Annotated in this window: 24 protein-coding genes and 1 pseudogene; 7 read left to right on the top strand and 18 right to left on the bottom strand. The window is 34.7% G+C overall.

Translation table 11 applies throughout. The features are described from left to right. Nucleotides 1-71: 71 nt before the first annotated feature. The 11 genes from NBRC110019_RS16030 to NBRC110019_RS15980 form a co-directional block, all read right to left on the bottom strand. Nucleotides 72-818 (bottom strand): hypothetical protein, encoded by a 747-nt coding sequence (locus tag NBRC110019_RS16030; protein WP_281756486.1) that lies wholly within the window; start codon nucleotides 816-818, stop codon nucleotides 72-74. 2 nt (nucleotides 819-820) lie between these two features. Further along, on the bottom strand, nucleotides 821-1,543 hold the full coding sequence (locus tag NBRC110019_RS16025) for a hypothetical protein (protein ID WP_281756485.1): 723 nt from the start codon (nucleotides 1,541-1,543) through the stop codon (nucleotides 821-823). After that, nucleotides 1,540-4,023: an ATP-binding protein gene (locus NBRC110019_RS16020; protein ID WP_281756484.1), complete on the bottom strand. Its 2,484-nt coding sequence runs from the start codon at nucleotides 4,021-4,023 to the stop codon at nucleotides 1,540-1,542. The genes NBRC110019_RS16025 and NBRC110019_RS16020 overlap by 4 nt, the downstream gene beginning before the upstream one ends. After that, complete coding sequence (locus NBRC110019_RS16015) at nucleotides 4,023-5,249, bottom strand: DNA cytosine methyltransferase (RefSeq protein WP_281756483.1); 1,227 nt, start codon at nucleotides 5,247-5,249, stop codon at nucleotides 4,023-4,025. The genes NBRC110019_RS16020 and NBRC110019_RS16015 overlap by 1 nt, the downstream gene beginning before the upstream one ends. A 10-nt stretch (nucleotides 5,250-5,259) precedes the next feature. Then, nucleotides 5,260-5,460 (bottom strand): helix-turn-helix transcriptional regulator, encoded by a 201-nt coding sequence (locus tag NBRC110019_RS16010; RefSeq protein WP_281756482.1) that lies wholly within the window; start codon nucleotides 5,458-5,460, stop codon nucleotides 5,260-5,262. A 101-nt stretch (nucleotides 5,461-5,561) separates the two neighbouring features. Then, nucleotides 5,562-6,224 (bottom strand): P-loop NTPase family protein, encoded by a 663-nt coding sequence (locus NBRC110019_RS16005; protein ID WP_281756481.1) that lies wholly within the window; start codon nucleotides 6,222-6,224, stop codon nucleotides 5,562-5,564. Then, the gene (locus NBRC110019_RS16000; RefSeq protein WP_281756480.1) at nucleotides 6,208-6,927 is read right to left on the bottom strand and encodes a hypothetical protein; all 720 of its coding nucleotides are present in this window, start codon (nucleotides 6,925-6,927) and stop codon (nucleotides 6,208-6,210) included. Before NBRC110019_RS16000 ends, NBRC110019_RS16005 begins: the two co-directional genes overlap by 17 nt. A 3-nt stretch (nucleotides 6,928-6,930) precedes the next feature. Continuing rightward, complete coding sequence (locus NBRC110019_RS15995; RefSeq protein WP_281756479.1) at nucleotides 6,931-7,215, bottom strand: helix-turn-helix domain-containing protein; 285 nt, start codon at nucleotides 7,213-7,215, stop codon at nucleotides 6,931-6,933. 159 nt (nucleotides 7,216-7,374) lie between these two features. Further along, nucleotides 7,375-8,244 (bottom strand): RteC domain-containing protein, encoded by an 870-nt coding sequence (locus NBRC110019_RS15990; RefSeq protein WP_281756478.1) that lies wholly within the window; start codon nucleotides 8,242-8,244, stop codon nucleotides 7,375-7,377. Nucleotides 8,245-8,346: 102 nt separating this feature from the next. Further along, nucleotides 8,347-9,120, bottom strand: a complete 774-nt coding sequence (locus tag NBRC110019_RS15985; protein WP_281756477.1) for a helix-turn-helix domain-containing protein — start codon at nucleotides 9,118-9,120, stop codon at nucleotides 8,347-8,349. Then, a complete protein-coding gene (locus NBRC110019_RS15980) occupies nucleotides 9,121-10,035 on the bottom strand; it encodes a ketopantoate reductase family protein (protein ID WP_281756476.1) in 915 nt (304 codons plus the stop codon). 137 nt (nucleotides 10,036-10,172) lie between these two features. On the opposite strand from NBRC110019_RS15980, the gene thiC reads away from it, so the two are divergent. The 5 genes from thiC to NBRC110019_RS15955 all read left to right on the top strand — a co-directional run bounded on the left by thiC (nucleotide 10,173) and on the right by NBRC110019_RS15955 (nucleotide 14,799). Further along, complete coding sequence (gene thiC / locus NBRC110019_RS15975; RefSeq protein ID WP_281756475.1) at nucleotides 10,173-12,014, top strand: phosphomethylpyrimidine synthase ThiC; 1,842 nt, start codon at nucleotides 10,173-10,175, stop codon at nucleotides 12,012-12,014. Next, complete coding sequence (locus NBRC110019_RS15970) at nucleotides 12,011-12,742, top strand: hydroxymethylpyrimidine/phosphomethylpyrimidine kinase (protein ID WP_281756474.1); 732 nt, start codon at nucleotides 12,011-12,013, stop codon at nucleotides 12,740-12,742. Before thiC ends, NBRC110019_RS15970 begins: the two co-directional genes overlap by 4 nt. A gap of 11 nt (nucleotides 12,743-12,753) precedes the next feature. Further along, entirely contained in the window at nucleotides 12,754-13,434 is a 681-nt protein-coding gene (thiE, locus tag NBRC110019_RS15965; protein WP_281756473.1) for a thiamine phosphate synthase, read from the top strand. 128 nt (nucleotides 13,435-13,562) lie between these two features. After that, nucleotides 13,563-14,108, top strand: coding sequence for a GNAT family N-acetyltransferase (locus NBRC110019_RS15960; protein WP_281756472.1), 546 nt, complete (start codon nucleotides 13,563-13,565; stop codon nucleotides 14,106-14,108). 1 nt (nucleotide 14,109) lies between these two features. After that, nucleotides 14,110-14,799 carry an aspartate/glutamate racemase family protein gene (locus tag NBRC110019_RS15955; protein WP_281756471.1) on the top strand — a complete coding sequence of 230 codons (690 nt, stop codon included), beginning with the start codon at nucleotides 14,110-14,112 and terminating at the stop codon, nucleotides 14,797-14,799. On the opposite strand, the gene NBRC110019_RS15950 is transcribed toward NBRC110019_RS15955, so the two are convergent. Beyond that, nucleotides 14,796-15,560, bottom strand: a complete 765-nt coding sequence (locus NBRC110019_RS15950; RefSeq protein WP_281756470.1) for an MBL fold metallo-hydrolase — start codon at nucleotides 15,558-15,560, stop codon at nucleotides 14,796-14,798. The genes NBRC110019_RS15955 and NBRC110019_RS15950 overlap by 4 nt on opposite strands. 144 nt (nucleotides 15,561-15,704) lie before the next feature. Here NBRC110019_RS15950 and NBRC110019_RS15945 point away from each other — a divergent pair, with 144 nt between their 5' ends. Further along, on the top strand, nucleotides 15,705-16,016 hold the full coding sequence (locus NBRC110019_RS15945; RefSeq protein ID WP_281756469.1) for a winged helix-turn-helix transcriptional regulator: 312 nt from the start codon (nucleotides 15,705-15,707) through the stop codon (nucleotides 16,014-16,016). Nucleotides 16,017-16,027: 11 nt separating this feature from the next. Here NBRC110019_RS15945 and NBRC110019_RS15940 read toward each other — a convergent pair whose 3' ends face one another. The 5 genes from NBRC110019_RS15940 to NBRC110019_RS15920 all read right to left on the bottom strand — a co-directional run bounded on the left by NBRC110019_RS15940 (nucleotide 16,028) and on the right by NBRC110019_RS15920 (nucleotide 18,419). Then, a complete protein-coding gene (locus tag NBRC110019_RS15940) occupies nucleotides 16,028-16,486 on the bottom strand; it encodes a carboxymuconolactone decarboxylase family protein (RefSeq protein ID WP_281756468.1) in 459 nt (152 codons plus the stop codon). Further along, on the bottom strand, nucleotides 16,470-16,907 hold the full coding sequence (locus tag NBRC110019_RS15935; RefSeq protein ID WP_281756467.1) for a GNAT family N-acetyltransferase: 438 nt from the start codon (nucleotides 16,905-16,907) through the stop codon (nucleotides 16,470-16,472). The genes NBRC110019_RS15940 and NBRC110019_RS15935 overlap by 17 nt, the downstream gene beginning before the upstream one ends. Nucleotides 16,908-16,924: 17 nt before the next feature. Continuing rightward, nucleotides 16,925-17,407, bottom strand: a complete 483-nt coding sequence (locus NBRC110019_RS15930; protein ID WP_281756466.1) for a DUF1097 domain-containing protein — start codon at nucleotides 17,405-17,407, stop codon at nucleotides 16,925-16,927. A gap of 61 nt (nucleotides 17,408-17,468) precedes the next feature. Beyond that, nucleotides 17,469-18,044 carry a Crp/Fnr family transcriptional regulator gene (locus NBRC110019_RS15925; protein ID WP_281756465.1) on the bottom strand — a complete coding sequence of 192 codons (576 nt, stop codon included), beginning with the start codon at nucleotides 18,042-18,044 and terminating at the stop codon, nucleotides 17,469-17,471. A gap of 18 nt (nucleotides 18,045-18,062) precedes the next feature. Beyond that, nucleotides 18,063-18,419: a winged helix-turn-helix transcriptional regulator gene (locus NBRC110019_RS15920; protein WP_281756464.1), complete on the bottom strand. Its 357-nt coding sequence runs from the start codon at nucleotides 18,417-18,419 to the stop codon at nucleotides 18,063-18,065. A gap of 99 nt (nucleotides 18,420-18,518) precedes the next feature. Between NBRC110019_RS15920 and NBRC110019_RS15915 the strand changes: the two genes are divergently transcribed. Next, nucleotides 18,519-19,667, top strand: a complete 1,149-nt coding sequence (locus tag NBRC110019_RS15915; RefSeq protein WP_281756463.1) for an MFS transporter — start codon at nucleotides 18,519-18,521, stop codon at nucleotides 19,665-19,667. Between the two features lie 201 nt (nucleotides 19,668-19,868). Here the strand turns inward: NBRC110019_RS15915 and NBRC110019_RS15910 are convergent. Next, nucleotides 19,869-20,071 (bottom strand): annotated as a pseudogene (locus NBRC110019_RS15910) (DUF4238 domain-containing protein); the annotation flags it as partial.

Raw genomic sequence — 20,071 nt, 5'->3', positions numbered from 1 at the left:
CACTTTAATTTACTAAATATTCCGCTTTTTTCATATTAAAAACTCATTATTTTACGTCGAACTCACGTTATTTACGAAATTAAAAATTCATTACTATTACCGTAAATTTTTATTTCTTTCTTGAAAGTGTATAGGTAGTTGGCTATGAGTTTTCGTTCACTTATTTTCTTTTGATTGATTAAGTAGTGACTTATTTTTTGATTAGTCACAAAGTGAATTAGGTCAACTAATTCTGAAAAGGTATAATTTTTATTAATTCCAATGCCAATGCTCTTCTTGATAATATCGTTAATCTCGGTTTTAAGTGCTTGCTCAATTTTACCAAGCGAAACACCAGATTTACTTTCTTGCCCTTGTTCTTCTAGCTCTTCTATTGAAGTCGGTAAATCCCCAAATCCTAAAAAAACTTTTGCTCCACTCTCAACTGATTTCTTTCCTAATTGGGCATTAGAATTACAAGATAATGCTATGATTTTTTTTTCATTAAATACACTTAAGTTTTGTTCATTTATGAAGTTATCCTCATAAAAATATTTGTCTGGTTCTTCAGATTTTACGAGTATATTTTCTAAAGTTCCATAATAATCTCCTTTAGCTCCGTAAAGACAGTTACTTTTTCCGTGACCCATAAATAACAATAATCCGTTAACGGATAAATCTCTAATAGTACTCAAGCATTGATTGTGCGAGGTCTTATTTGGCTTGATGCTGAAATAATGTAAGTCATCTGAAAACTCTTCTTGTAAATGGCTTTTTATCCTATCTAAGAAACTAGTTGACTTGTCATAGGGATGAACAATTAAAATCTTTTTGTTCATTCCTAAATCTTTTCCGTTAGATATGCGATGACTTGTTGAATAATCTCTCTTTTGAATTCATTAGCCATAGAGTCATCATTTTTTAGAAAATCTGCTATTTCTTGAAAAGTTTTACCGTTAAATTTTTCATTTACAAAGTTGTTGTCGAATATTAATTCTGGATACTGTTCTAATACCTGAACAATTATTAATTCTGTAGATTGAATTTCTTCAGACAAGAACTTTAATATCATTGGGTCTCGATTTCCTCTGTCTAAGTAATCAAAAACTCTATTTCTAACCAGAGATTTAATTTTAGTAATTGCTTTATCCTTTATAACTGGTTTAAATGTGTCCTTAACCTTGACTAAGTCTAGATTCTCTTGAATAATGTCTTTTATAACATCATCAAGAACACCAGAGTAAACAATTTTAGGTGAGTAACGAGCGATTTTGTTTGAAGTGAATTGTCTAATGAGTTCTACACCAGTTATATGATCATCCTCTAAATCCCAGTCAAAAGCGACAATGTCAAAGTATTTACCCTTAAATTTATTCCTAAACTCTTGACATACTTTCTCAATATCTATATAACCATCAGTAAGAATGTCTGAATAAGCAGTATTGCCTACGTTAAACTGATGGCAGTCAAGCTCGATGCCCTGATGTTTGGCATCCCTAATCAGTTTTTCAACTTCTTCCGTTTGGTCTTCATTATCGATTATTAAACAACTTCTTTTTATCATTTAATTATTATTTCAAAACAAGCTCCTTTGAGTTTAACATTATTGCCAATCAATTTAATAGTTCCATTCATCGACCTTAAACCTTCCCTAACAGAGTTTAAACCAATTCCAGAACCGCCATTTGTTGTGGTTACACCTAGTTCAAAGATTTTGTTTTTTGACTTTTCATCTCCTAAAAATTTTTCAGCTACACCTCTTCCATCATCAGAAAAAAGAATATTCAATTCTTCTTTTGACGTATTAGTCATTTCAATTTCAATTAAGCTAGCACCTGCTTTTTCAGAATTGGATATCAGGTCATCAAGAACAACAGACATATCAAGTACACTAAATTTTTTTGTTAATGTCGTGTCCTTCTCAACAATCTTGAATTCAAGTTCATTCCTTGGGTATATGTCAGAATATATTTCGATATACTGTTTGATATACTGGACTACATCAGCTATTTGAGCATTTCTATCTGTTTTGAAGTTAGAACGAGTAATTATCTTACTAATTTTATTTGCCTTTTCAGATTGAAACTTAATAGCTCCTAAAGATTTAAGTAATGAATTTTTAGTATAAGAATCGTTTAATATCTTATCGTATAAATTATCTACACTGCTGCTTATTTTCCTCGATGTAATTTTAATATTATGAACGAGTCCCTTTGCATCCTCAGTTAAAGTTCTGGATGAAGTTTTTAAATAAGTGTTCTTTTCTTTTTCTAACTCTAGTTCTTCTTGAAGCCTTTTAGCTTCTTCTTCTAATCTTATAGCTTCATCTTCAAGTTCTTTTTTTTCCGCAAACTTCCTTTCAAGCTCTAATTTTAATTTATTCTGTTCCTTTTTAAGCAGTTCAATTTGACCCTCTTGACCTGGAAAATTTTCTATTTCATTTTCTGAGCTTTTTAAATCATTGATTAGTTGAGTTATTTGTTCAGAAGATAGTGTTTTGTTGTTAAGTTGTCCTACAATAGAATCTATTTCAGCTTTGGCTTTTTTAGCCTGTTCATCAGCTAATTCTGTAACTAATTCTTTATTAATAGATAACGAAATTATTTCGTCATTTTTAGCATTTATAATTTTTTCAATTATAGATATTACCCGTTTATTTCTTGTTAATAAATCTTCTTTGTACTCTTCTTTTCCTTCATTCCAGTTTTTATCATCAAGTACCTTTTTTTCAATTGCGGACTCTTTTAAAGGTGTACTGTCCCATTTTATTCCTTCATCTACAAATCGTTCAAGTCTTCTAAAAGTTTTAAAATAATAACCGTATGGTGCTGAGTTTTTAGTCAGCTGTTCATAATGTTTGTTGTTATCAACTCCTGAACGGTTTGAAATAATAAAAAAATCTTCTTTTTCATCATCTAACTCAACTCCATTAATTTCGATACGCCCTATTACCTCTCTAGTTCCTAAAAACCTACTATGTCCTTGTCCTTTTCTTAACTCCATACCTAACCAATCGTTCCCTTGGTCTCCGTATGGTGGAATTCTAAATCCATTAATAAACAAAAAAATTGAGCCAAAATCGACAGACCTTATTCCAGTCTGTCTTCTGAAGTAAGCCTTTGAATAGGGATTTAAGTAGTATATGTTAATTTCAATATCCTTTAATAAGTCGAAAGGATTATGTTCTTTAAGTGTAAAAATCTCATTGCCTCTATCGCGTAATACTGTTGTAATAGTTTTACCATCTTCTGAAATATTAGCTTTTATGTAAGTTGCTTTGAAATCTAACTTGCTAAAAATCCTATTCTTTACAACACCGTTTATTTTCTCACTTTCTGGTAAACCGCGTTCAATTTTTTGGAATTCATCCGCTTCTATGGTTACGTCAAAAGATTCAGCTTCAAAGTTTTGATTCGGATTAATGAAGCGTTCGAGTTGTCTTTTTAGGGATTGAATTTTTGATAAGTCCCAATTTTCTCTCAAATTGCTAATAAACAATGTTGTACCTGTCTCGAATTCTTCAAGATGAGTTTCTTTTACGTATTGTTCAATTGAAATCTCATCTAGTTCGAAATCTATATCTTGAATATTTTTTTCAATGTCATCAATTTTTTCAAATTCCGTCCAGTCTATGGAAAGTTTTAATAATGGTTCACTATTTTTTTTAGTATAAATGACTAATGATTTGCCTAATCTATCACAAGAAAATCTACCAACTCCTTTATTACCTGCTAACTGTCTGTTAAACTCTTCTTTTTTAGATTTTTTTTCAGAATAAGCAATATTTAACCATTTGTTGATTAGGTCATATTCTGACATTCCTGAACCTGTATCGCGAAGTATAATTTTCGATTGGTTATATTTTTTATAATCTTTCGCTGAAAGTTCAGTTACAACATCTCTGAAAATTATTTTTGCTTCATTTGAACCTGCATCAAAGGAATTTTTGACCAACTCCAGTACAGCAATGTTGTCATCTGTAATTAAATCTTTTCCAATTATACTTTTTAAGAGGATATTTGTTCTAAAACTAACTTTTGCCATTACAATATCGAGTTTAGAATAAGTCCTGCTTGTTCACCAAACAAAGGTGGAATTGCATTTCCAATTTGAGAATATCGAGGAACTTCTTGTGTTCTTCTTTTTCCTCCAGTTGTATATTTCCCTTTAAACTCATACCAATCGTTGAAGGATTGAATTCTAGCATATTCTCGGACTGTAAAAATTCTTGGTTCGCAATAGTGAATATAATCGTCAGGTAATGTTGTAATTGTTGGCGTTGGTAATTTTCCAGACAATGGAATTATAGTCCTTTTTTTAAGGTTAAATCTGTCTTTAATATCCTCTGAAAGTGTTTTATTTTTAACTGCATTTTCAAGAATAAATTCGAATTTTTCTATTGTAGTAGGATTGTGTTTTGCAAATCTGTGACTATCAGGAATCTTTTCTGCATAATCTCCTTTCAAAAGTTTTTGATATTTGGATTTAGTTTTGTTATAAAAACCTGTCATAAATGATGAAGTATCAGGTGATACAGTTTCATTAATTCTCAATAAATCGGATATGGCATCTTCCAAACTATTTGTTAGACCAATCCCTTTATTTACAAGGAACTTTTCTCTTTCATTTCTTATTGAATCAAAAAAATCTGTCGGTTTTGTATTGTTAGCTATGTCTTTTCTAATCCCAACCAGAATAAAACGGGTTCTTTTTTGCGGAACACCATATTCTGAAAAATCAACTAGCCGACCCTCAACTTTGTAACCAAAATAGTTTTCATCTTTTGGGGTATATTCTAGAGCACTTTTTACGTATTCAGAATACACTTTTCCTTGGATTTTATTTTTGTCAAACTTTTGAGTAAACCCTTTTACATTTTCAAAAAATATAACCTTTGGTTGTACTAGCCTAATAAACTTAATGTATGATTTGATTAATTTGTTTCTGGAATCATTTTCAATCCTTTTGCCTGCTGTTGAAAAGCCTTGACACGGTGGACCACCCGCAACCATATCAATAGTTCCTCTTAGGTTTTTTAATTCTTTTGAGTGGTTTTTAATTATTTGATTTATGTCGTGATTCGATTGAGGCAACCAATTTGGCCAGTTAAAATGGCCATTATTTTCAATTAAATTATGCTCTAAGGTTTTAAAAGCATCAGGACTTTTCTCAACTGCAAATTCCCCTTTCCAATGTCCAGAATTATATAATCCTAGTGAGAGACCACCACACCCAGCAAATAAATCAATATATGTCTTTTTTTTGCTCATATATAGCACTTTAATTTTTTGTTTGGTTTAATAATTCACGAATGTCAACACCTAAAACTTTAGCTATTTCCTTCAATGTTTTTAAAGATGGTTGACTTGCATTAGTACACCATTTCGATACTGTTGCTTCATTTAATCGCATTTTAGCTGACAACCACTTGTTTTTCTTTCCACTTTCAGCCAAAACAGCTTTAATTCTATTAATCTCCATAGTCTATAAAGAAAAATTGCCTAATACGCAAATATATTTACTTAAAACCTCATATCCTACACCATAAGAATGTTTTTGACGTATCTTTCTAAATCCTTTATTCACTTCCTCTTGTCGCTAGCCCTTTTATCAAACGCAACCAAATTAAATAATTCCCGCATTCGACTACGGACACGATTTCCATATCTTTCTTCCAACTCTTCAGCATTTAGATTGGTGGTGGCGTGGGTTTTAATTTTATGTTTGGTTTGTTGGTAGAGTTCATAGCGGGATAACAGCACTTCGCCCATTACGTTCAGATCCTTCCCATAAAACCGTCCAGAGGGTTCAATGCCCAAATCGTCAAAGCAGAAAAATTTGGTGTTGCCATATTCTTCAATGGTTTTAAAACCAAGATGATTAAAGCTGAAAGTCACATTTCTGCAAGGTATTATCTCGTATGGCCGTTGCAACGGGACAATATAACGTAATAGTTTCATCAAACTGGTCTTTCCGCAGCCTACAGGACCGGAAAGTAGAATCCCTTTATTAATATCAATACCATAGGTCTTGCAGTTCTCTTTATCCTTGATGAAATAAGAACAAAGCTTTAGCAGAATATCCTTATCCTCATCATAAATCCTGAATTTTTCCCCGAAAAGCAGTTTGCCCTTGGCATTCAGGTAAATCAAGATTTTAGGGAAATCGTATAGCACACTTTTACCATCAAACTCCCCAAGCGAATATTCCACGCCACCTTCGGTTATTTTAGAGGGGTTGTCCATAATCCTTGTTTTTAGTAGTTCGCAGGTTGTCCCGTATTTGGGACGCTTCTTTATTGTTTGGCTGGTTTTCCTGGTCAAACAATTCGGTTCTATCCATCCAATTTATGGCCAATGCCTGCCAATCGCGAATCGCTTTTCCGTCACTCGTTTTCCAATCGTTGGCTTCGTAATGGTCGAAGAATTTTTTTCCTTCATCAGCATCAAATCCTTTTTCTTTAAAAAAAACAATAACAGCCAGCCTGCCCTTTGGCTGTTTTGTATTGTTTACTTGTTTGGTATTGTTTATAGTAGATACCAATGCTTGTCCATTAGTGGGCCGGTGCTGGTACACTACTGGTTCTCGTATGGGATGGTACTGTTCCGCAAGTTGTTCCAATATGGGATTGTACTGTCCCTTAACCGGTTCATCACTCGTCCCAATAATGGACATCTTGATTTTACTGCCTTTGTAGGGGTTATTGGAGGGAAAATAGGAGAGATAGCTCCAAGCATCCAACTCGGTCACACATCTGTGGTAGGTAGATTTTGAACCTATTTTTGCCACGCGCATAAGGTCACGTCGGTTCACGTAAAACTCATCGGCAAAACGGCTGCTGTTCCATTCTTGGAACAATGCCATATACAGGCTGATATGGGTAGGATTTAGGCGATCATCAAAAAAGAACTTTTCAAAAGCCGCATTAAGTAGCTTTATATAGTTCATCACCTATAAATTTAGCCCGTGCTGGACACGGTTTGCATCCATTACGTTTTGAATTTCCGCTGCATCGTAATAAATGATGCCGCCTACTTTTGTATAGGGAAGTGTCCCGTTGATACGCAGATTTTGTAATGTGCCTGGACTTACCTGAAGCAAGTCCATTACTTCGGAAGATTTAAGATACTTTTTGATATTCCCGGAAGCTTGTTTGGCAAGAAGGTTTTTGATATCATCGAGCAATTCCATTTTGAATTCCCGAAGATCGTCTGTGGTAATAATGGCTGTTGGCATAATAGAACGGTTTTAATGGAAAGGGACTATCGTCTCGCTGTCAACTAATTTGATAGCCCCTGACCTGATTTAACTTTCGTTCTACAAATTTGAATAGGTTTAGTGTATTTTATTCCCAAGTTGGGAGTGGGTTGGGAAGAATTTTAACAGTTTTAAGGTTTAATATTTCTGGTCATCATTTTCCATTTTTTGGTCAAGACTTTTCTTAAGATGTTTAATAAAACGAGATCTATCCATTTTACGTTCCCTAATTTCTAAATATGTTCTATAAAAATTACCTAGATCTATTGAGAATATTTTTTCGCAAATAGTAGCCATTTGCTTAATTTCTGCATTTCCGTTTTGAATAGCTCCAGATGCTTGTAGTGCATATATAAGCTCTACTAAATCCGTTTTACTAGCAGTCCATTCTAAATCTTCTAATGTCATTATAGATGGGTTTTCAGCGAAAGGCTGTAGTTCTTTTCTACGCAAATAGTGCAGTTCTGAATTAAAGTGATTAATTAACAACTCTGAAGCAATGATTTGCGCTACCATATTGTCGTGACTAGTTGAGAACTCTGGGTCTGTATAATAATGTGAAGTATCTGAAATAAGTTCAGAAGAGTCTTTCCCTCTAACAAAATAATACTTATCTAATTTGGTTTCTTTTTGTAAATAGTATTTTTCGAAATCTAGAAAAGCTTTTCTACGCCTATCTATTTCCTCTAGTTGCTGATCAATAAATTTACGTTGTCGTTCTATAGATGTTTTGGGTCTCTCTAGAATGCTTTTATGAATTTTTACAAAAAATTTTAACCTACCATATACAAAGGGCTTTTGCTCCTTGAAAAAATCTATTTCTTCTTGAATAGAGTCAAATTGGTTGGCTCTCACAATTAATCTTAATTGATGTAAGCAATCTCTAGATATTTGAATCCCTTTTGAAGTATTAATGATTACAGAAAGATCAGACCTTTCGATTTCTTGAATGCTTTCTTTGAAGGCATAAAGTGCTTTTTCAATTTTCAGTTTTGCTTTTTCATTCAATATTTCCTGTATTAGTTCTACTTTCTGTCAGTTTGCATATCAAAACCATCCTTTACATACTGGGCTTTTCCGCCATTAAGAACTTAAAACAGAAAGTCTAATTTAGGGGAGCAAGGATAAAAGTGCAACAGGTGTATGTCCTGACCATCTTTTAACCTCCTTGATAAAGTGATTTTGGTCGTAAAAACCATAGTGGAAAAAATCAGGGGTACATCCCGTTTTATGAATGTGCTTAATTGCCAGCCTGCACCGAATCATTGACTGTACCTGTTTGGGAGTTAACCCGGCATATTGCATCGTTATTCTTTGAAGATGCCTTTGGCTTATTTGGAGCATTCTTGACATTCGATTTGCAGATGATGCATAATTTTTTCCGCCTATGATGAGTTCTAAAAATTGATTCCATAGAACCTGCCCATTTCTATCCTTTCCACGAGAAAGTTTTTCAATTTGATTATTAAAAGTATTCATAAAAACATCTGGTTGGACTTCTTCAAAAAAAGGTGTCAACCAATTAAAAGCAGGCAGTATCTCATCCTGTAAAATAATTTTATTGGTCAATAGGCTGGTTTCTTCCTTGAAAATAGGCAAGGTACTTCCAAATTGAAAGGTCACTCCAAAGGCTAAGTTTCCCTCGGGGTGTAAATATTCTGCAAAATTAGTCCTTGGCCCCAAAATGCGCGTATCTCTAATAACTAGAGGGTCAAACTGATTATCTTTAACCGTATATGGAGCCCCAAGTGTAAATACCCAATTCACATAGGGATAGGCAAAAATATATTCCGTTACTCCACGTCCTTTTATGCTTAAATCAAGTAACCAATAATATCTTATAATATGGCGTAAATGTTCTGGTGGGGAAAATATTTGATACATCTATCTGTTTAATTCTGATTTTATTTTTACTAACTCCCCAAGTAACTTTGTTTCCTGGACTAGTGCCTCCAAGTTCATTTCCTTTGCTATCCTAAAAACCTCAAAATTGAGGGTGTCTATTTCTGTTTCCCTTTTATTTCGAATGTCCTGCAATGTGGATATAAACTGACCGTCGGACATTTTACTGATGGAAATTACCTGATCCTCAACTTCTTTAGCTCCTAAATCAATCCCCTTCTTCTTTGATATAAGTACACATTCCTTAATAATTCTTCTCGCTAAAGAAAAGACTTCGGTATTTCTGTGGAAAATCCCATTATCAACTTCCAATAAGGGACATATGGAATTGAACACACAATTCGCAATCGCCTTTTTCCAAATAATTCTATCGATTTGTTTTTCAGCAACAAACCTGAATCCGGGCGTATCTATTTCCTTTACAATTGTTTCTAGAACCGTATTATTCTGCCGGACTACACCAATGGGAGATTCCGCTACAGGTTTATAGCTTACTTCGCTTTTTGAAATATTTTGACTTGTTGCAAAAAGTACGCATCTATAGACCTCTCGAAAATTATTCTCTATAAAGGGTTTTTCTATACCTAAACCATTCTGCAAGATAACTATTGGTGAATTAATAGCCTTGCTCTTTAGCTTTTTGGCAAGCTCCTTATTTCCAAAAGATTTATTGGTGAGTACAACCAGACCATTTAAGTCAGAGAAGTTGCATAAGGAATTGAACCTTACATCCGCTGTCAACTCTTGTCCTGATTTAAGTTTCAACGTTATTTTTTCGCTATACGAACTACCATCATCAACACTTCCTCGAATAAGCTGAACGTCTTTACCATTTCGTGTTAAGCAAACCGCCAATGCTTTACCAATTGCTCCTGCACCAATTATATATATAGTCATTTATTTTTGATTTTATCTAAACACAAATTACGGTAAAACGCCCTATTTTAAATAGTATAAGTTGGACATTCTAACCCCTATGTCCACCTTGTACTATCTTTTTTACATCTATTTAATCACTTTTGTTCAAAAAACAAATGGACAAAAAAAATACGGTTTCAGCCGATTATAAACAACATATTTCAAGAGAACCTTTTCCGAATTCAAATAAGCATTATGCAACGACAACTAATGGTTTAAAGATTCCTTTTAGAGGCGTTAAACAAGCTAAAACTACCATAAATGGAACAGAAAAGGACACCACAAATCCAGAGGTATATCTATATGATACCAGTGGTCCTTATACCGACCCAAAAGCCACTATTGATTTAACGCAAGGGCTTCCTGATGTTAGGAATTGGTTGGCAAATGACAAGCAAATAATAGAGCTGCCACAACCATCATCTGAATATGGGAATACACGTTTAAAAGATAGTACGTTGGATACCTTACGATTTCCAAATATTCGAAAACCGAAACGTTCCACAAGACCATCACATACGCAAATGTATTATGCAAAACAGGGTATTGTTACTCCGGAAATGGAATACATAGCAGTACGGGAAAACCTGATGATGGAGGATTACCATCAGCACTCTGGAAACAGTTGGGGTGCTAATATTCCTAAAAAAATCACTCCTGAATTTGTTAGGGATGAAGTAGCTAAAGGTCGTGCCATCATTCCTGCCAATATTAATCATCCCGAATTAGAACCAATGGTAATTGGGCGTAACTTCCTTACTAAAGTGAACGCCAATATTGGAAATTCGGTAGTGACTTCCTCTATTGCAGAAGAAGTGGAAAAAGCCGTATGGGCTTGTCGTTGGGGAGCTGACTCCATTATGGATTTATCCACGGGAGAAAACATTCACGAAACCCGAGAATGGATTATACGGAATTGCCCTGTACCATTGGGTACTGTGCCCATTTATCAAGCATTGGAAAAAGTCAATGGAAATCCGGAAGCGTTAACTTGGGAGCTTTTTCGCGATACACTTATTGAACAGGCAGAACAGGGAGTAGATTATGTTACACTGCACGCCGGCGTACTATTAAAGTATATTCCGCTCACGGCTTCACGGCTTACGGGTATTGTTTCACGAGGTGGAAGCATTATGGCCAAATGGTGTTTGGCACATCATAAGGAAAATTTTATTTATGAGCATTTTTCTGAATTATGCCAAATATTGAATAAGTACGATGTTTCCATTTCATTAGGTGACGGGCTACGCCCAGGGAGTATCGCAGATGCTAATGATAGAGCGCAGTTTGCCGAATTAGAAACTTTGGGTGAGCTCACGGAAATCGCTTGGAAATACGATGTTCAGGTAATGATTGAAGGGCCTGGACACGTCCCTATGCAGTTAATCAAGGAGAATGTGGACAAGCAGCTTAAACTTACTCACGAAGCTCCTTTTTACACATTAGGACCGCTCACTACGGATATTGCCCCTGGTTACGATCATATCACGAGTGCTATTGGTGCGGCATTGATTGGTTGGTTCGGTACTGCTATGCTCTGCTATGTAACGCCCAAAGAACATTTAGGGTTACCCAATAAAGAAGATGTAAAGGATGGATTGATTGCCTACAAAATAGCAGCCCACGCAGCAGATTTGGCAAAAGGTTTCCCATCTGCCCAATATAGGGATGATGCATTGAGTAAAGCAAGGTTTGAGTTTCGATGGGACGATCAGTTCAACCTTTCATTGGATCCCTTTAGAGCTCGTGAATATCACGATGAGACTTTACCAGCAGAAGGGGCGAAGATTGCTCATTTCTGTAGTATGTGTGGCCCTAAATTTTGTTCGATGAAAATCACACAAGAGATACGAGAACTGGCCAATGAAAAAGCAGCTACAGAAACTGAAGTAATTGAAGAAGGCTTAAAGGAAAAGGCTGAAGAGTTTACAAAAAAAGGATCATCCATTTACCTATGAAGCAACCAAAAGTGTTATCGATCGCTGGGTTTGATCCTTCTGCAGGCGCAGGAATTCTAGCCGATATAAAAGTATTTCAGCATTTCAATGTCTATGGCTTTGGTGTAATGAGTGCCTTAACTATCCAAAATGAATCCGAGATACGTGGTATTCGTTGGTCAACACAAAAAGAGATTAAAAACCAGGTAGAGGTCATTTTTGAGCTTCATACGATAGCTGTTGTAAAAATTGGGATAACAAAGGATTTAGATACTTTATGTTGGCTGGTTACACTTTTAAAAAGCTACAAGCAGAACTTGAAAATTGTGTGGGATCCTGTTTTGAAAAGCTCTGGAGGTTTTATTTTTTGGAACAGGTTTAATTCAAAAAAACTGTTTGAAACCATCCATCTCATAGACCTAATTACACCCAACAAAGAAGAGTACGCTGAATTATGGGGCTTTGATTTTCCGCTGTGCCAGATGCCGGATAAGACTACTATTTTACAGAAATCAGTTTCTGAAAATGAAGAATATATAATAGACCACCTGTGGTGGAATCAAAATATACATCATCTAGAATCTAGAAAGCTTACTGGTTTTGGTAAACACGGTACGGGTTGCATACTGTCTTCGGGCATTGCAGCTGGATTAGCACTTGGTTTAAATATGAAACAGGCTTACTATAAATCAAAAGAATTACTCAATCAATATATGTTAAGCAGTGAGTCTTTACTAGGTATTGCTTAATCACACATTTTATGATACAAAATAGAATATCGAGAATTCATTATATCACTCAAAATATGCTCCATAAAACACATCAGCAGCTGGCACTCGACGCCTGTGAAGCCGGTGTTGATTTGGTGCAACTTCGGCTTAAGGATATGGAAAGGTTGGAAATGCTTGATATCGCATTGGAAACCCAAAAAATTTGTGACCATTTTGATGCTACGTTAATCATTAACGATCATTTAGACATCGCACTTGAGATTGATGCAGATGGCGTTCACCTAGGTAATGGGGATATAGACCATAAGACTGCCAGAAAAGAGTTAGGAATTAATAAGATTATTGGAGCAACTGCCTATAATGAAATAGAAGCCAAATTCCATCAATCAAATGGAATAGCGGATTATATAGGGCTAGGAACTTTTCGTAAAACAAGAACAAAACCTGAAATTAAAGATTTTCTATCCTTACAGCAAATCAAAGCGCTAATCGACAAGCAAAAACAAACATATGAAAATCCAATCCCATTCTTGGTTATTGGTGGCATTAGATTAGAAGATATAAAATCATTACTTTCTGTTGGTATATATGGCATTGCTATTGCTTCTCTAATCAATGAAAGTAATAATAAGCCGTTGACATACAAAACAATTCAAAATGCTTTTCAAGAGTCAGGAATTACATTAAATACGTTAAAAACCGGGAACTAGCAAACACTGAGGCACACGGATTGTATCAAAAATTTGGGTTTGAAGAGATAAAAGACCCTAAAAATATGATGGGACAAAAATTGAAAAACAATCTCAGCCATTAAAAATTACGATAACATTAGTTTAGAATGAATAAAATTGAAATCCGACTGGCAAATAAAAAAGATGCTAAATTCATAGCACTTTTAGGTAGAATAACATTCTCTGAAACCTTTGCCCATTATTTTAATTATGAGCAGGATTTGCTCGATTATCTTGACGCTACCTTTTCTGTTAAAAAGATAGAAAAAAGTATCGAGAAATCCAATAATAAATATTGGATAGCCACAGTTAATAATTTACCGGTTGGCTATGCCAAACTTAAATTAAATTCAAAATCAGAGTTTATCTTATCTGAACAGGTATGCCAACTTCAAAAAATATATGTTCTCAAAGACTTTTTATCTATGAAAATAGGGGGTGAATTACAACATTACTTGCTTGAAGAAGCAAAACAATTGGGATTTAAAGAGATCTGGCTTTCGGTACTCCAAGAAAACACTAGAGCTATAAATTTTTATAACAAAAGTGGATTTGAAAAAATTGGGGAGCATAACTTTCAAATTGGTAGGAAAATCTTTCATTTTTTGGTAATGAAAAAAGTTTTACAAACTACTGAAGAAAAACACAAATGAAATGAGAAAAATAGGATTAGTTGGTGGAATCAGTTGGACATCGACAATTGATTATTACAGATATATTAACGAAGGTGTCAATCAAGCATTGGGAGGATTACAATCCGCTGAAATTGTCCTTAACTCCTTAAACTTTGCTGATATTCAGGATAAAGGCTGGGAAAATTCTTTTGATTTACTTTTAGACGCCTGTATAGAGCTGGAAAAAAGCAATGTAGAAGGTATTGCTTTATGTGCCAACACAGCTCATTTATTTGCCGGTGAGATTCAGGAAATAATTAACATTCCAATTGTAGATATTATAACCGCAACTGCAAAGGAGATTAATTCAATGAAAATAAATAAAATAGGTTTGCTAGGTACAAAGTTTACTATGGAAATGGATTTTTACCGAAGAAAGTTAAATGAATATCAAATAGAAGTGTTTACGCCTGAAAAACCTTCTGAAATTGATCATATTCAATATGTTGTAAAAGAAGAATTAGGGAAAGGCATTATCAAAGAAAATTCAAAAAAAGAGTTCATTAAATTTTCTAATGACCTCATACAAAAAGGGGCTCAAGGCATTGTACTAGGATGTACCGAAATTCCACTTTTGATTAATGAAAATGACTTTGATTCAATCCCAGTTTTTGATACCACCAAGATTCACGTGCAAGCTATTTTAGATTTTATTTTGGATGAAAATTAATCTAAAATGAAGCTTTCTCCATCCTCTGGAATATAACATCTATTTGAATACCCATTCTCTAAAATTTTCCTGGAGATATATTTTCGGGTTTCTATGCAAGGGCCAACAGCCTCTAGGTGTGTTACAAGTACTTTTACTTGAGGGAAGCTTTTACATAACGTTAATATATCTTCCGAAGTCATTGTAACCGGTTCGCCAATAGCAAATGTAGCCGCTCCACCTGCCACAACTACATATTGTGGGTTATGCAAACTTATTGCGGTTTTTACTTCTTCACACCATATCGTATCTCCTGCAAAATAAACGCTTTCCTCCTTTGTTGAAAAAACAAAACCATTTACAGTTCCCATTTTTTCTCCTATCTCTCCAGTACCGTGCAATCCCGGTGTTACTGATATAGAAATTTCTTTAAATGTTGTGTTGCTTTCAATACCATTTACATTTTTAAAACCATAATTTGCTATGGCTTCAGCAATACCAACAGAACATATAACCGGTAGGTTTTTATCCAACATCTCAACGGCAGTTGCATCCCAATGATCTGGGTGAAGATGGGTTACCACAATGGCATCTAGGTTTGTCAAGTAATCATCTAATTCTTTTGGTTCAAATGGTAAGTCTACTAATGGATTCAAACGATTGTCCTGAGTCCAGGGAAAAACTCCGAATGAGGATTTTTTCCCTAACATTGGGTCTATTAAAAATTTGATATGATCAATACTTAGTAAGACAGTAGCATTTCTCCATAACTGAAATTCCATAATAAATTAGATTTTATTGCATTTACTTGAAAATCATAAACAGATGTTTCTTAAGAAGCTTTTTATTTAATAATCGCTAAATTAGTTAGTCGTTAAGAGACCTTAAAGAAGTTTACTTTCAGGTAACCCATTTAATTGTTGATTATGAATTTTAAAGAGTTTGAACAATGTGGACTAAAACGTAGTCTAGATTTACTATCGGGTAAATGGAAACCCCTGATTTTGCATCATCTATTCCAGGAAAAAGAAATACGGTTTATTGAATTATGGCGTAAAATGCCAAGGGTGTCAAAAAAAGTTCTAGTCGAACAATTACAACAAATGCAGGAGCATCATATCATTGAACGAATAGAACTTAAAGGTTTCCCTCCACAAGTATACTACCGATTACATCAGGATACAGAACCTTTAGGACCCGCTTTACAAATACTTGACGGTTGGGGAAAAAACAGATAGCAATCATTTATCTAATTACTATGCATCAATTTGGTAGATACCGCAATTCGATTTAAAAAATTCATATGATTGATAGCTATGATAATCTGTGCAATTTCTTTTTCTTTAAAAAATTCACTTACCTTATCGTAAGTAGTATCTGTAACTCCTGTTTTGGTTATTTCGGTAATTTCCTCCGTTAGTTTTAATACAGCACGCTCCTTATCGGAAAATAAAGGACTTTCTTCCCAAGCGGATAAAGCGAATATCCTACGTTCTGTTTCGCCTAATTTTATGGCATCCTTGGTATGTAAATCAATACAATAGGCGCATTTATTAATTTGGGAAGCTCTTATTTTTATTAATTCCCTTAATTTTTTATCCAAGCTTGTTTGTGATAAATAAGCTTCAATGTCGATTATTGATTTCCAACAATCCGGTTCCAATGCTTTAATGTTTACCCGTTTTTGATATTTAGTTATTGTAGACATAATGTTTAAATTTTGTGTTATTAAATCCTAGTTTATTATATAGTTGTTGTGCACTTTTATTATTATTTCCGGTCAAGAGCCAAACTTGCTTTCGCTGCGTTGCTTTTGAAAATTTTAAAATGGTTTTTATTAATAGGGAAGCTATACCTTTGCCCCGAAAAGCTTCCAGTACAAACAGATCATTCAAAATCCAGATTTTATTTAATTTTATGGTAGAGAAGGATGGGAAGAGCTGTGCGTAACCCGCCAATTGGTTCTCCACAACGGCTACCAATATTTCACTATCTCCTTTATTAATTCTCTCTTCCAGAAAGGTCTGAAGCTCTTCTGGATTTGATTCTTGCTTGTAGATTTTCCTGAATTCAGTTACAAGAACAATCAGTGGCACTACATCTGAAAGTGTTGCTTTTCGTATAATCATCAGTTGTTTATTTATTTTTAAGAATTAATTTGATATTTACTTTTAGCGGCCAACTTTTGATTAAGAAAAGTATCCAAGCTAGCAATGGCATAGCCCACTATCAGAGAAATGACTAAGATGAGAAGCGATAGAATACTTATTTCAGAACCTGAGGAAAACCAGGTGATCAGTCCTAAAAAGTAAGCCGGGACTGTATTCAAACGTTTCATCTTTGAAATGTAGAAAATCCCAATCATAGCGATAAATACCGCTACAGGAAATCCCAACGCTCCAATAAATTCTGAAGACCAAATTCCTGTATATTGTATGAACATCCCAATGAGGATTCCAAAAAATTGTTGGATCAGAATGGTAGAGGCGGTTTTAAGGTTCGTGCCAAAAAGATGGTAGCTAACCCAAGCGATGAAGAGTACCCAGGGCGGTAATGTAAAATAGGAAGCTATAAAAATGGCTAAAGCTCCTGTACAACCTAAAGATAAGGCCTGTTTTAAATTTGTCATAGTAATCTCGTTTTATGTGGACAAAGATTACCAGAAACAAACAGCAAATTCTTAAACTGGTTTAAGAAACCTCTTTTCTACGGATTTCACTTAAATACTCGGGTGTGAAACCTAAAAATGAGGCGATAAGATATTGGGGTACACGTTGAATAAAATCAGGGAAGTTATCCCTGAAATGATAATATAAATCTTCCCGAGAATGCTCGTAAAGTAGTTTTATTCGGTATTGAGATGCCGCAAAAGCGCGTTGAAAGACCAAGTGGAAATACCGCTCCAAAACAGGAAATTCTTTAAGTAGTGCTTCTTTAGAATCGGCACTTAAGACTAAGACTTCACTGGGTTCTACCGTTCGGATGGTGAAGTTGGACGTATTTTTCTTAGAAAAGGCGGCAAAATCAGTAGTCCACCAGTTTTCTAAGGCAAAATCAATGGTTTGTTCCGTGCCATTTTCCTTGGTGTACAATACCTGTAAACAGCCTTTGTTAACAAAAAATAGGTCTTGACAGATGGTGCCCTCTCTTAATAAGTCTTTTTTCTTTTTTAAGACCTTCGTTTCAAAAAAGGTATCTATAGTGCTAAGGTTTGTATCCTTAACATCGATAAACTTTCCTATGTGACTTATCAAAGCCTCTATCATATTACTTAAAATTTGGTATCATTTTACAAGCTTTTTATGCCTAGCACCCCAGTCACTTAATTTTGACCAGATAGGGATTAATTCTATGGCGATTGGGGTGAGTTCATAATCTACTCTTGGAGGTACTTCTGCATAAACGGTGCGTTTCACCAGTCCATCTTTTTCCAGCTCACGAAGTTGTAGGGTTAACATTCGTTCCGTGATTTTTGGTATCAACCTTCTAATCTCACTAAAGCGCAATTTACCGTTTTCCAGTTTGCATAAGATCAGTAACTTCCACCTTCCACCGACTTTACAAACTGCATAAGTTAAATCGCATTCCATTATGCTTTTTTCATTTAGCATATTGGTTGAATTTTCTTTTCGCTTTCCCATTACTTACAAAATTGTTAGTACCATACAATCAACTGTATACCCTACAAATTTATAGCATTCATTTTAATTTCGTTGACGAATTATAAAAATCATTTACCAATGAAAAAATATGCCTATATCGGTTGCCTTGGATTCATAGGAGTAATCACTACGGAATTTGGAGTGATCGGAATCTTACCACAAATAGCGACGCACTATGAAATAAGTATTGATCGCGCCGGACTTTTATTGAGTGCTTTTGCCCTAATCATAGCTTTAACGGGACCTTTTATGACCCTGCTTGCCTCTGGGTTTGACAGAAAGAAAGTAATGCTGCTTTCTATCCTGTTATTTGTTATCACAGGAGTGGTTTCTTCCTTTTCCCCCCCGTTTTGGCTATTGATGTTGGTCAGGATTTTACCAGCTTTTTTGCAACCGGTTTATATTGCAACGGCACTTTCAGTAGCAGTATCTCAGGGAGACAAAAAGAACGAAAATGAATTAATGAGTATTGTTTTTAGTGGTGTGGCCATTGCAATGGTGACTACCGTTCCTTTTGCTACTTACATAGCCAGTATATTTTCTTGGGAATATTCGTTTTATGTGCAATCAGCGATTAGCGTTATCGCATTAATCGCAATATACACTGTTTTACCTAATATGCTCGTAACAGAGAAAAAGACGTATAGGAGTCAATTAAAAATATTGAAACAACCTACTTTTATAACAAGTACGGCAATGAATTTTTTTATGATAGCCGCCTGGTTTTCTACCTACAGCTATTTTGCAGCTTACTTAAATAAGGCCAAAAATATGGACAATACGATGGTGAGTTATATGATGTTTGTATTTGGAATCATTGGGGTACTGGCGAATTGGGTGGCTGGAAAGATGTTGGATAAGAATATTACAAAAACCACTGCTTTCTTCCTATCGGGAACTATCCTGATACCGATATTACTGCATTTTTCAGGAGGAAATACAGTGGCTACAATTGTAGTTATAGGAATATGGGGATTTTTGTATTCTCCAAGTTTTTTAAATGCTTCTACCTATATGATTTCATCTGCACCTAAATCCCTAGAATTTGCGAATAGTCTTGCCACTTCATTTGGAAATTTAGGAATCACTTTAGGAACTACAGCTGGTGGATGGCTAATAGCTACTAAAAGTGTCGTATATACGCCTTGGTTAACCTTACTCTTTGGGGTTCTGGCTTTACTTATGATGGGGGTAAGAAGTTTATTAGAGCGCAGCAAGCATAATTGAATAATAAATAGAATTCAAGAGTTCACTTGAGGTTTTGAAGTATGATATTATAGTGAATGAAAAATTCAACTAAAAATTTATAACGCTATCCAAGGCATCGTCTGCATCTTTATTAATAAAATTCGCTTGATAGTTTATAGTGGTAGTTACAGAGGAGTGTCTATATAGCTTTTGAAGCATTTGAATTTAATGTTTTAACTATCAATGCCAATGACCACTTGCGATGAAGAGCCTTTTTAATTGAATGAGTTGATTCTCATCTTTAAAATATTCGTGACTCAACATATTCTTCAACTGTGCTATAGTTTCTTTAGAAGTAAATCCTGCAGTCCTACATAGCTTTTCAAATTTTTGCATTTCTTCAAACTTGAATTTCGCCTTCTCAACAAATTGTTCTGCGTTTG

Source organism: Neptunitalea chrysea (genome assembly GCF_027924145.1).
In the GTDB taxonomy this organism is placed as follows: domain Bacteria; phylum Bacteroidota; class Bacteroidia; order Flavobacteriales; family Flavobacteriaceae; genus Neptunitalea; species Neptunitalea chrysea.
Note: the sequence above shows the minus strand (reverse complement) of the source record. Positions and strands in the feature narration are given on the sequence as shown.

What these genes read in the sequence shown, in the direction of transcription:
- NBRC110019_RS16025 (WP_281756485.1), bottom strand. Translation starts at nt 1,543, where the DNA reads ATGATAAAAAGAAGTTGTTTAATAATCGATAATGAAGACCAAACGGAA.
- thiE (WP_281756473.1), top strand. Translation starts at nt 12,754, where the DNA reads ATGATACAAAATAGAATATCGAGAATTCATTATATCACTCAAAATATG.
- NBRC110019_RS15940 (WP_281756468.1), bottom strand. Translation starts at nt 16,486, where the DNA reads ATGTCTACAATAACTAAATATCAAAAACGGGTAAACATTAAAGCATTG.
- NBRC110019_RS15930 (WP_281756466.1), bottom strand. Translation starts at nt 17,407, where the DNA reads ATGACAAATTTAAAACAGGCCTTATCTTTAGGTTGTACAGGAGCTTTA.
- NBRC110019_RS16030 (WP_281756486.1), bottom strand. Translation starts at nt 818, where the DNA reads ATGAACAAAAAGATTTTAATTGTTCATCCCTATGACAAGTCAACTAGT.
- NBRC110019_RS15925 (WP_281756465.1), bottom strand. Translation starts at nt 18,044, where the DNA reads ATGATAGAGGCTTTGATAAGTCACATAGGAAAGTTTATCGATGTTAAG.
- NBRC110019_RS16015 (WP_281756483.1), bottom strand. Translation starts at nt 5,249, where the DNA reads ATGAGCAAAAAAAAGACATATATTGATTTATTTGCTGGGTGTGGTGGT.
- NBRC110019_RS15995 (WP_281756479.1), bottom strand. Translation starts at nt 7,215, where the DNA reads ATGCCAACAGCCATTATTACCACAGACGATCTTCGGGAATTCAAAATG.
- thiC (WP_281756475.1), top strand. Translation starts at nt 10,173, where the DNA reads ATGGACAAAAAAAATACGGTTTCAGCCGATTATAAACAACATATTTCA.
- NBRC110019_RS16005 (WP_281756481.1), bottom strand. Translation starts at nt 6,224, where the DNA reads ATGGACAACCCCTCTAAAATAACCGAAGGTGGCGTGGAATATTCGCTT.
- NBRC110019_RS15960 (WP_281756472.1), top strand. Translation starts at nt 13,563, where the DNA reads ATGAATAAAATTGAAATCCGACTGGCAAATAAAAAAGATGCTAAATTC.
- NBRC110019_RS15950 (WP_281756470.1), bottom strand. Translation starts at nt 15,560, where the DNA reads ATGGAATTTCAGTTATGGAGAAATGCTACTGTCTTACTAAGTATTGAT.
- NBRC110019_RS16010 (WP_281756482.1), bottom strand. Translation starts at nt 5,460, where the DNA reads ATGGAGATTAATAGAATTAAAGCTGTTTTGGCTGAAAGTGGAAAGAAA.
- NBRC110019_RS15935 (WP_281756467.1), bottom strand. Translation starts at nt 16,907, where the DNA reads ATGATTATACGAAAAGCAACACTTTCAGATGTAGTGCCACTGATTGTT.
- NBRC110019_RS16020 (WP_281756484.1), bottom strand. Translation starts at nt 4,023, where the DNA reads ATGGCAAAAGTTAGTTTTAGAACAAATATCCTCTTAAAAAGTATAATT.
- NBRC110019_RS15945 (WP_281756469.1), top strand. Translation starts at nt 15,705, where the DNA reads ATGAATTTTAAAGAGTTTGAACAATGTGGACTAAAACGTAGTCTAGAT.
- NBRC110019_RS15970 (WP_281756474.1), top strand. Translation starts at nt 12,011, where the DNA reads ATGAAGCAACCAAAAGTGTTATCGATCGCTGGGTTTGATCCTTCTGCA.
- NBRC110019_RS15955 (WP_281756471.1), top strand. Translation starts at nt 14,110, where the DNA reads ATGAGAAAAATAGGATTAGTTGGTGGAATCAGTTGGACATCGACAATT.
- NBRC110019_RS15915 (WP_281756463.1), top strand. Translation starts at nt 18,519, where the DNA reads ATGAAAAAATATGCCTATATCGGTTGCCTTGGATTCATAGGAGTAATC.
- NBRC110019_RS15920 (WP_281756464.1), bottom strand. Translation starts at nt 18,419, where the DNA reads ATGGGAAAGCGAAAAGAAAATTCAACCAATATGCTAAATGAAAAAAGC.
- NBRC110019_RS16000 (WP_281756480.1), bottom strand. Translation starts at nt 6,927, where the DNA reads ATGAACTATATAAAGCTACTTAATGCGGCTTTTGAAAAGTTCTTTTTT.
- NBRC110019_RS15980 (WP_281756476.1), bottom strand. Translation starts at nt 10,035, where the DNA reads ATGACTATATATATAATTGGTGCAGGAGCAATTGGTAAAGCATTGGCG.
- NBRC110019_RS15985 (WP_281756477.1), bottom strand. Translation starts at nt 9,120, where the DNA reads ATGTATCAAATATTTTCCCCACCAGAACATTTACGCCATATTATAAGA.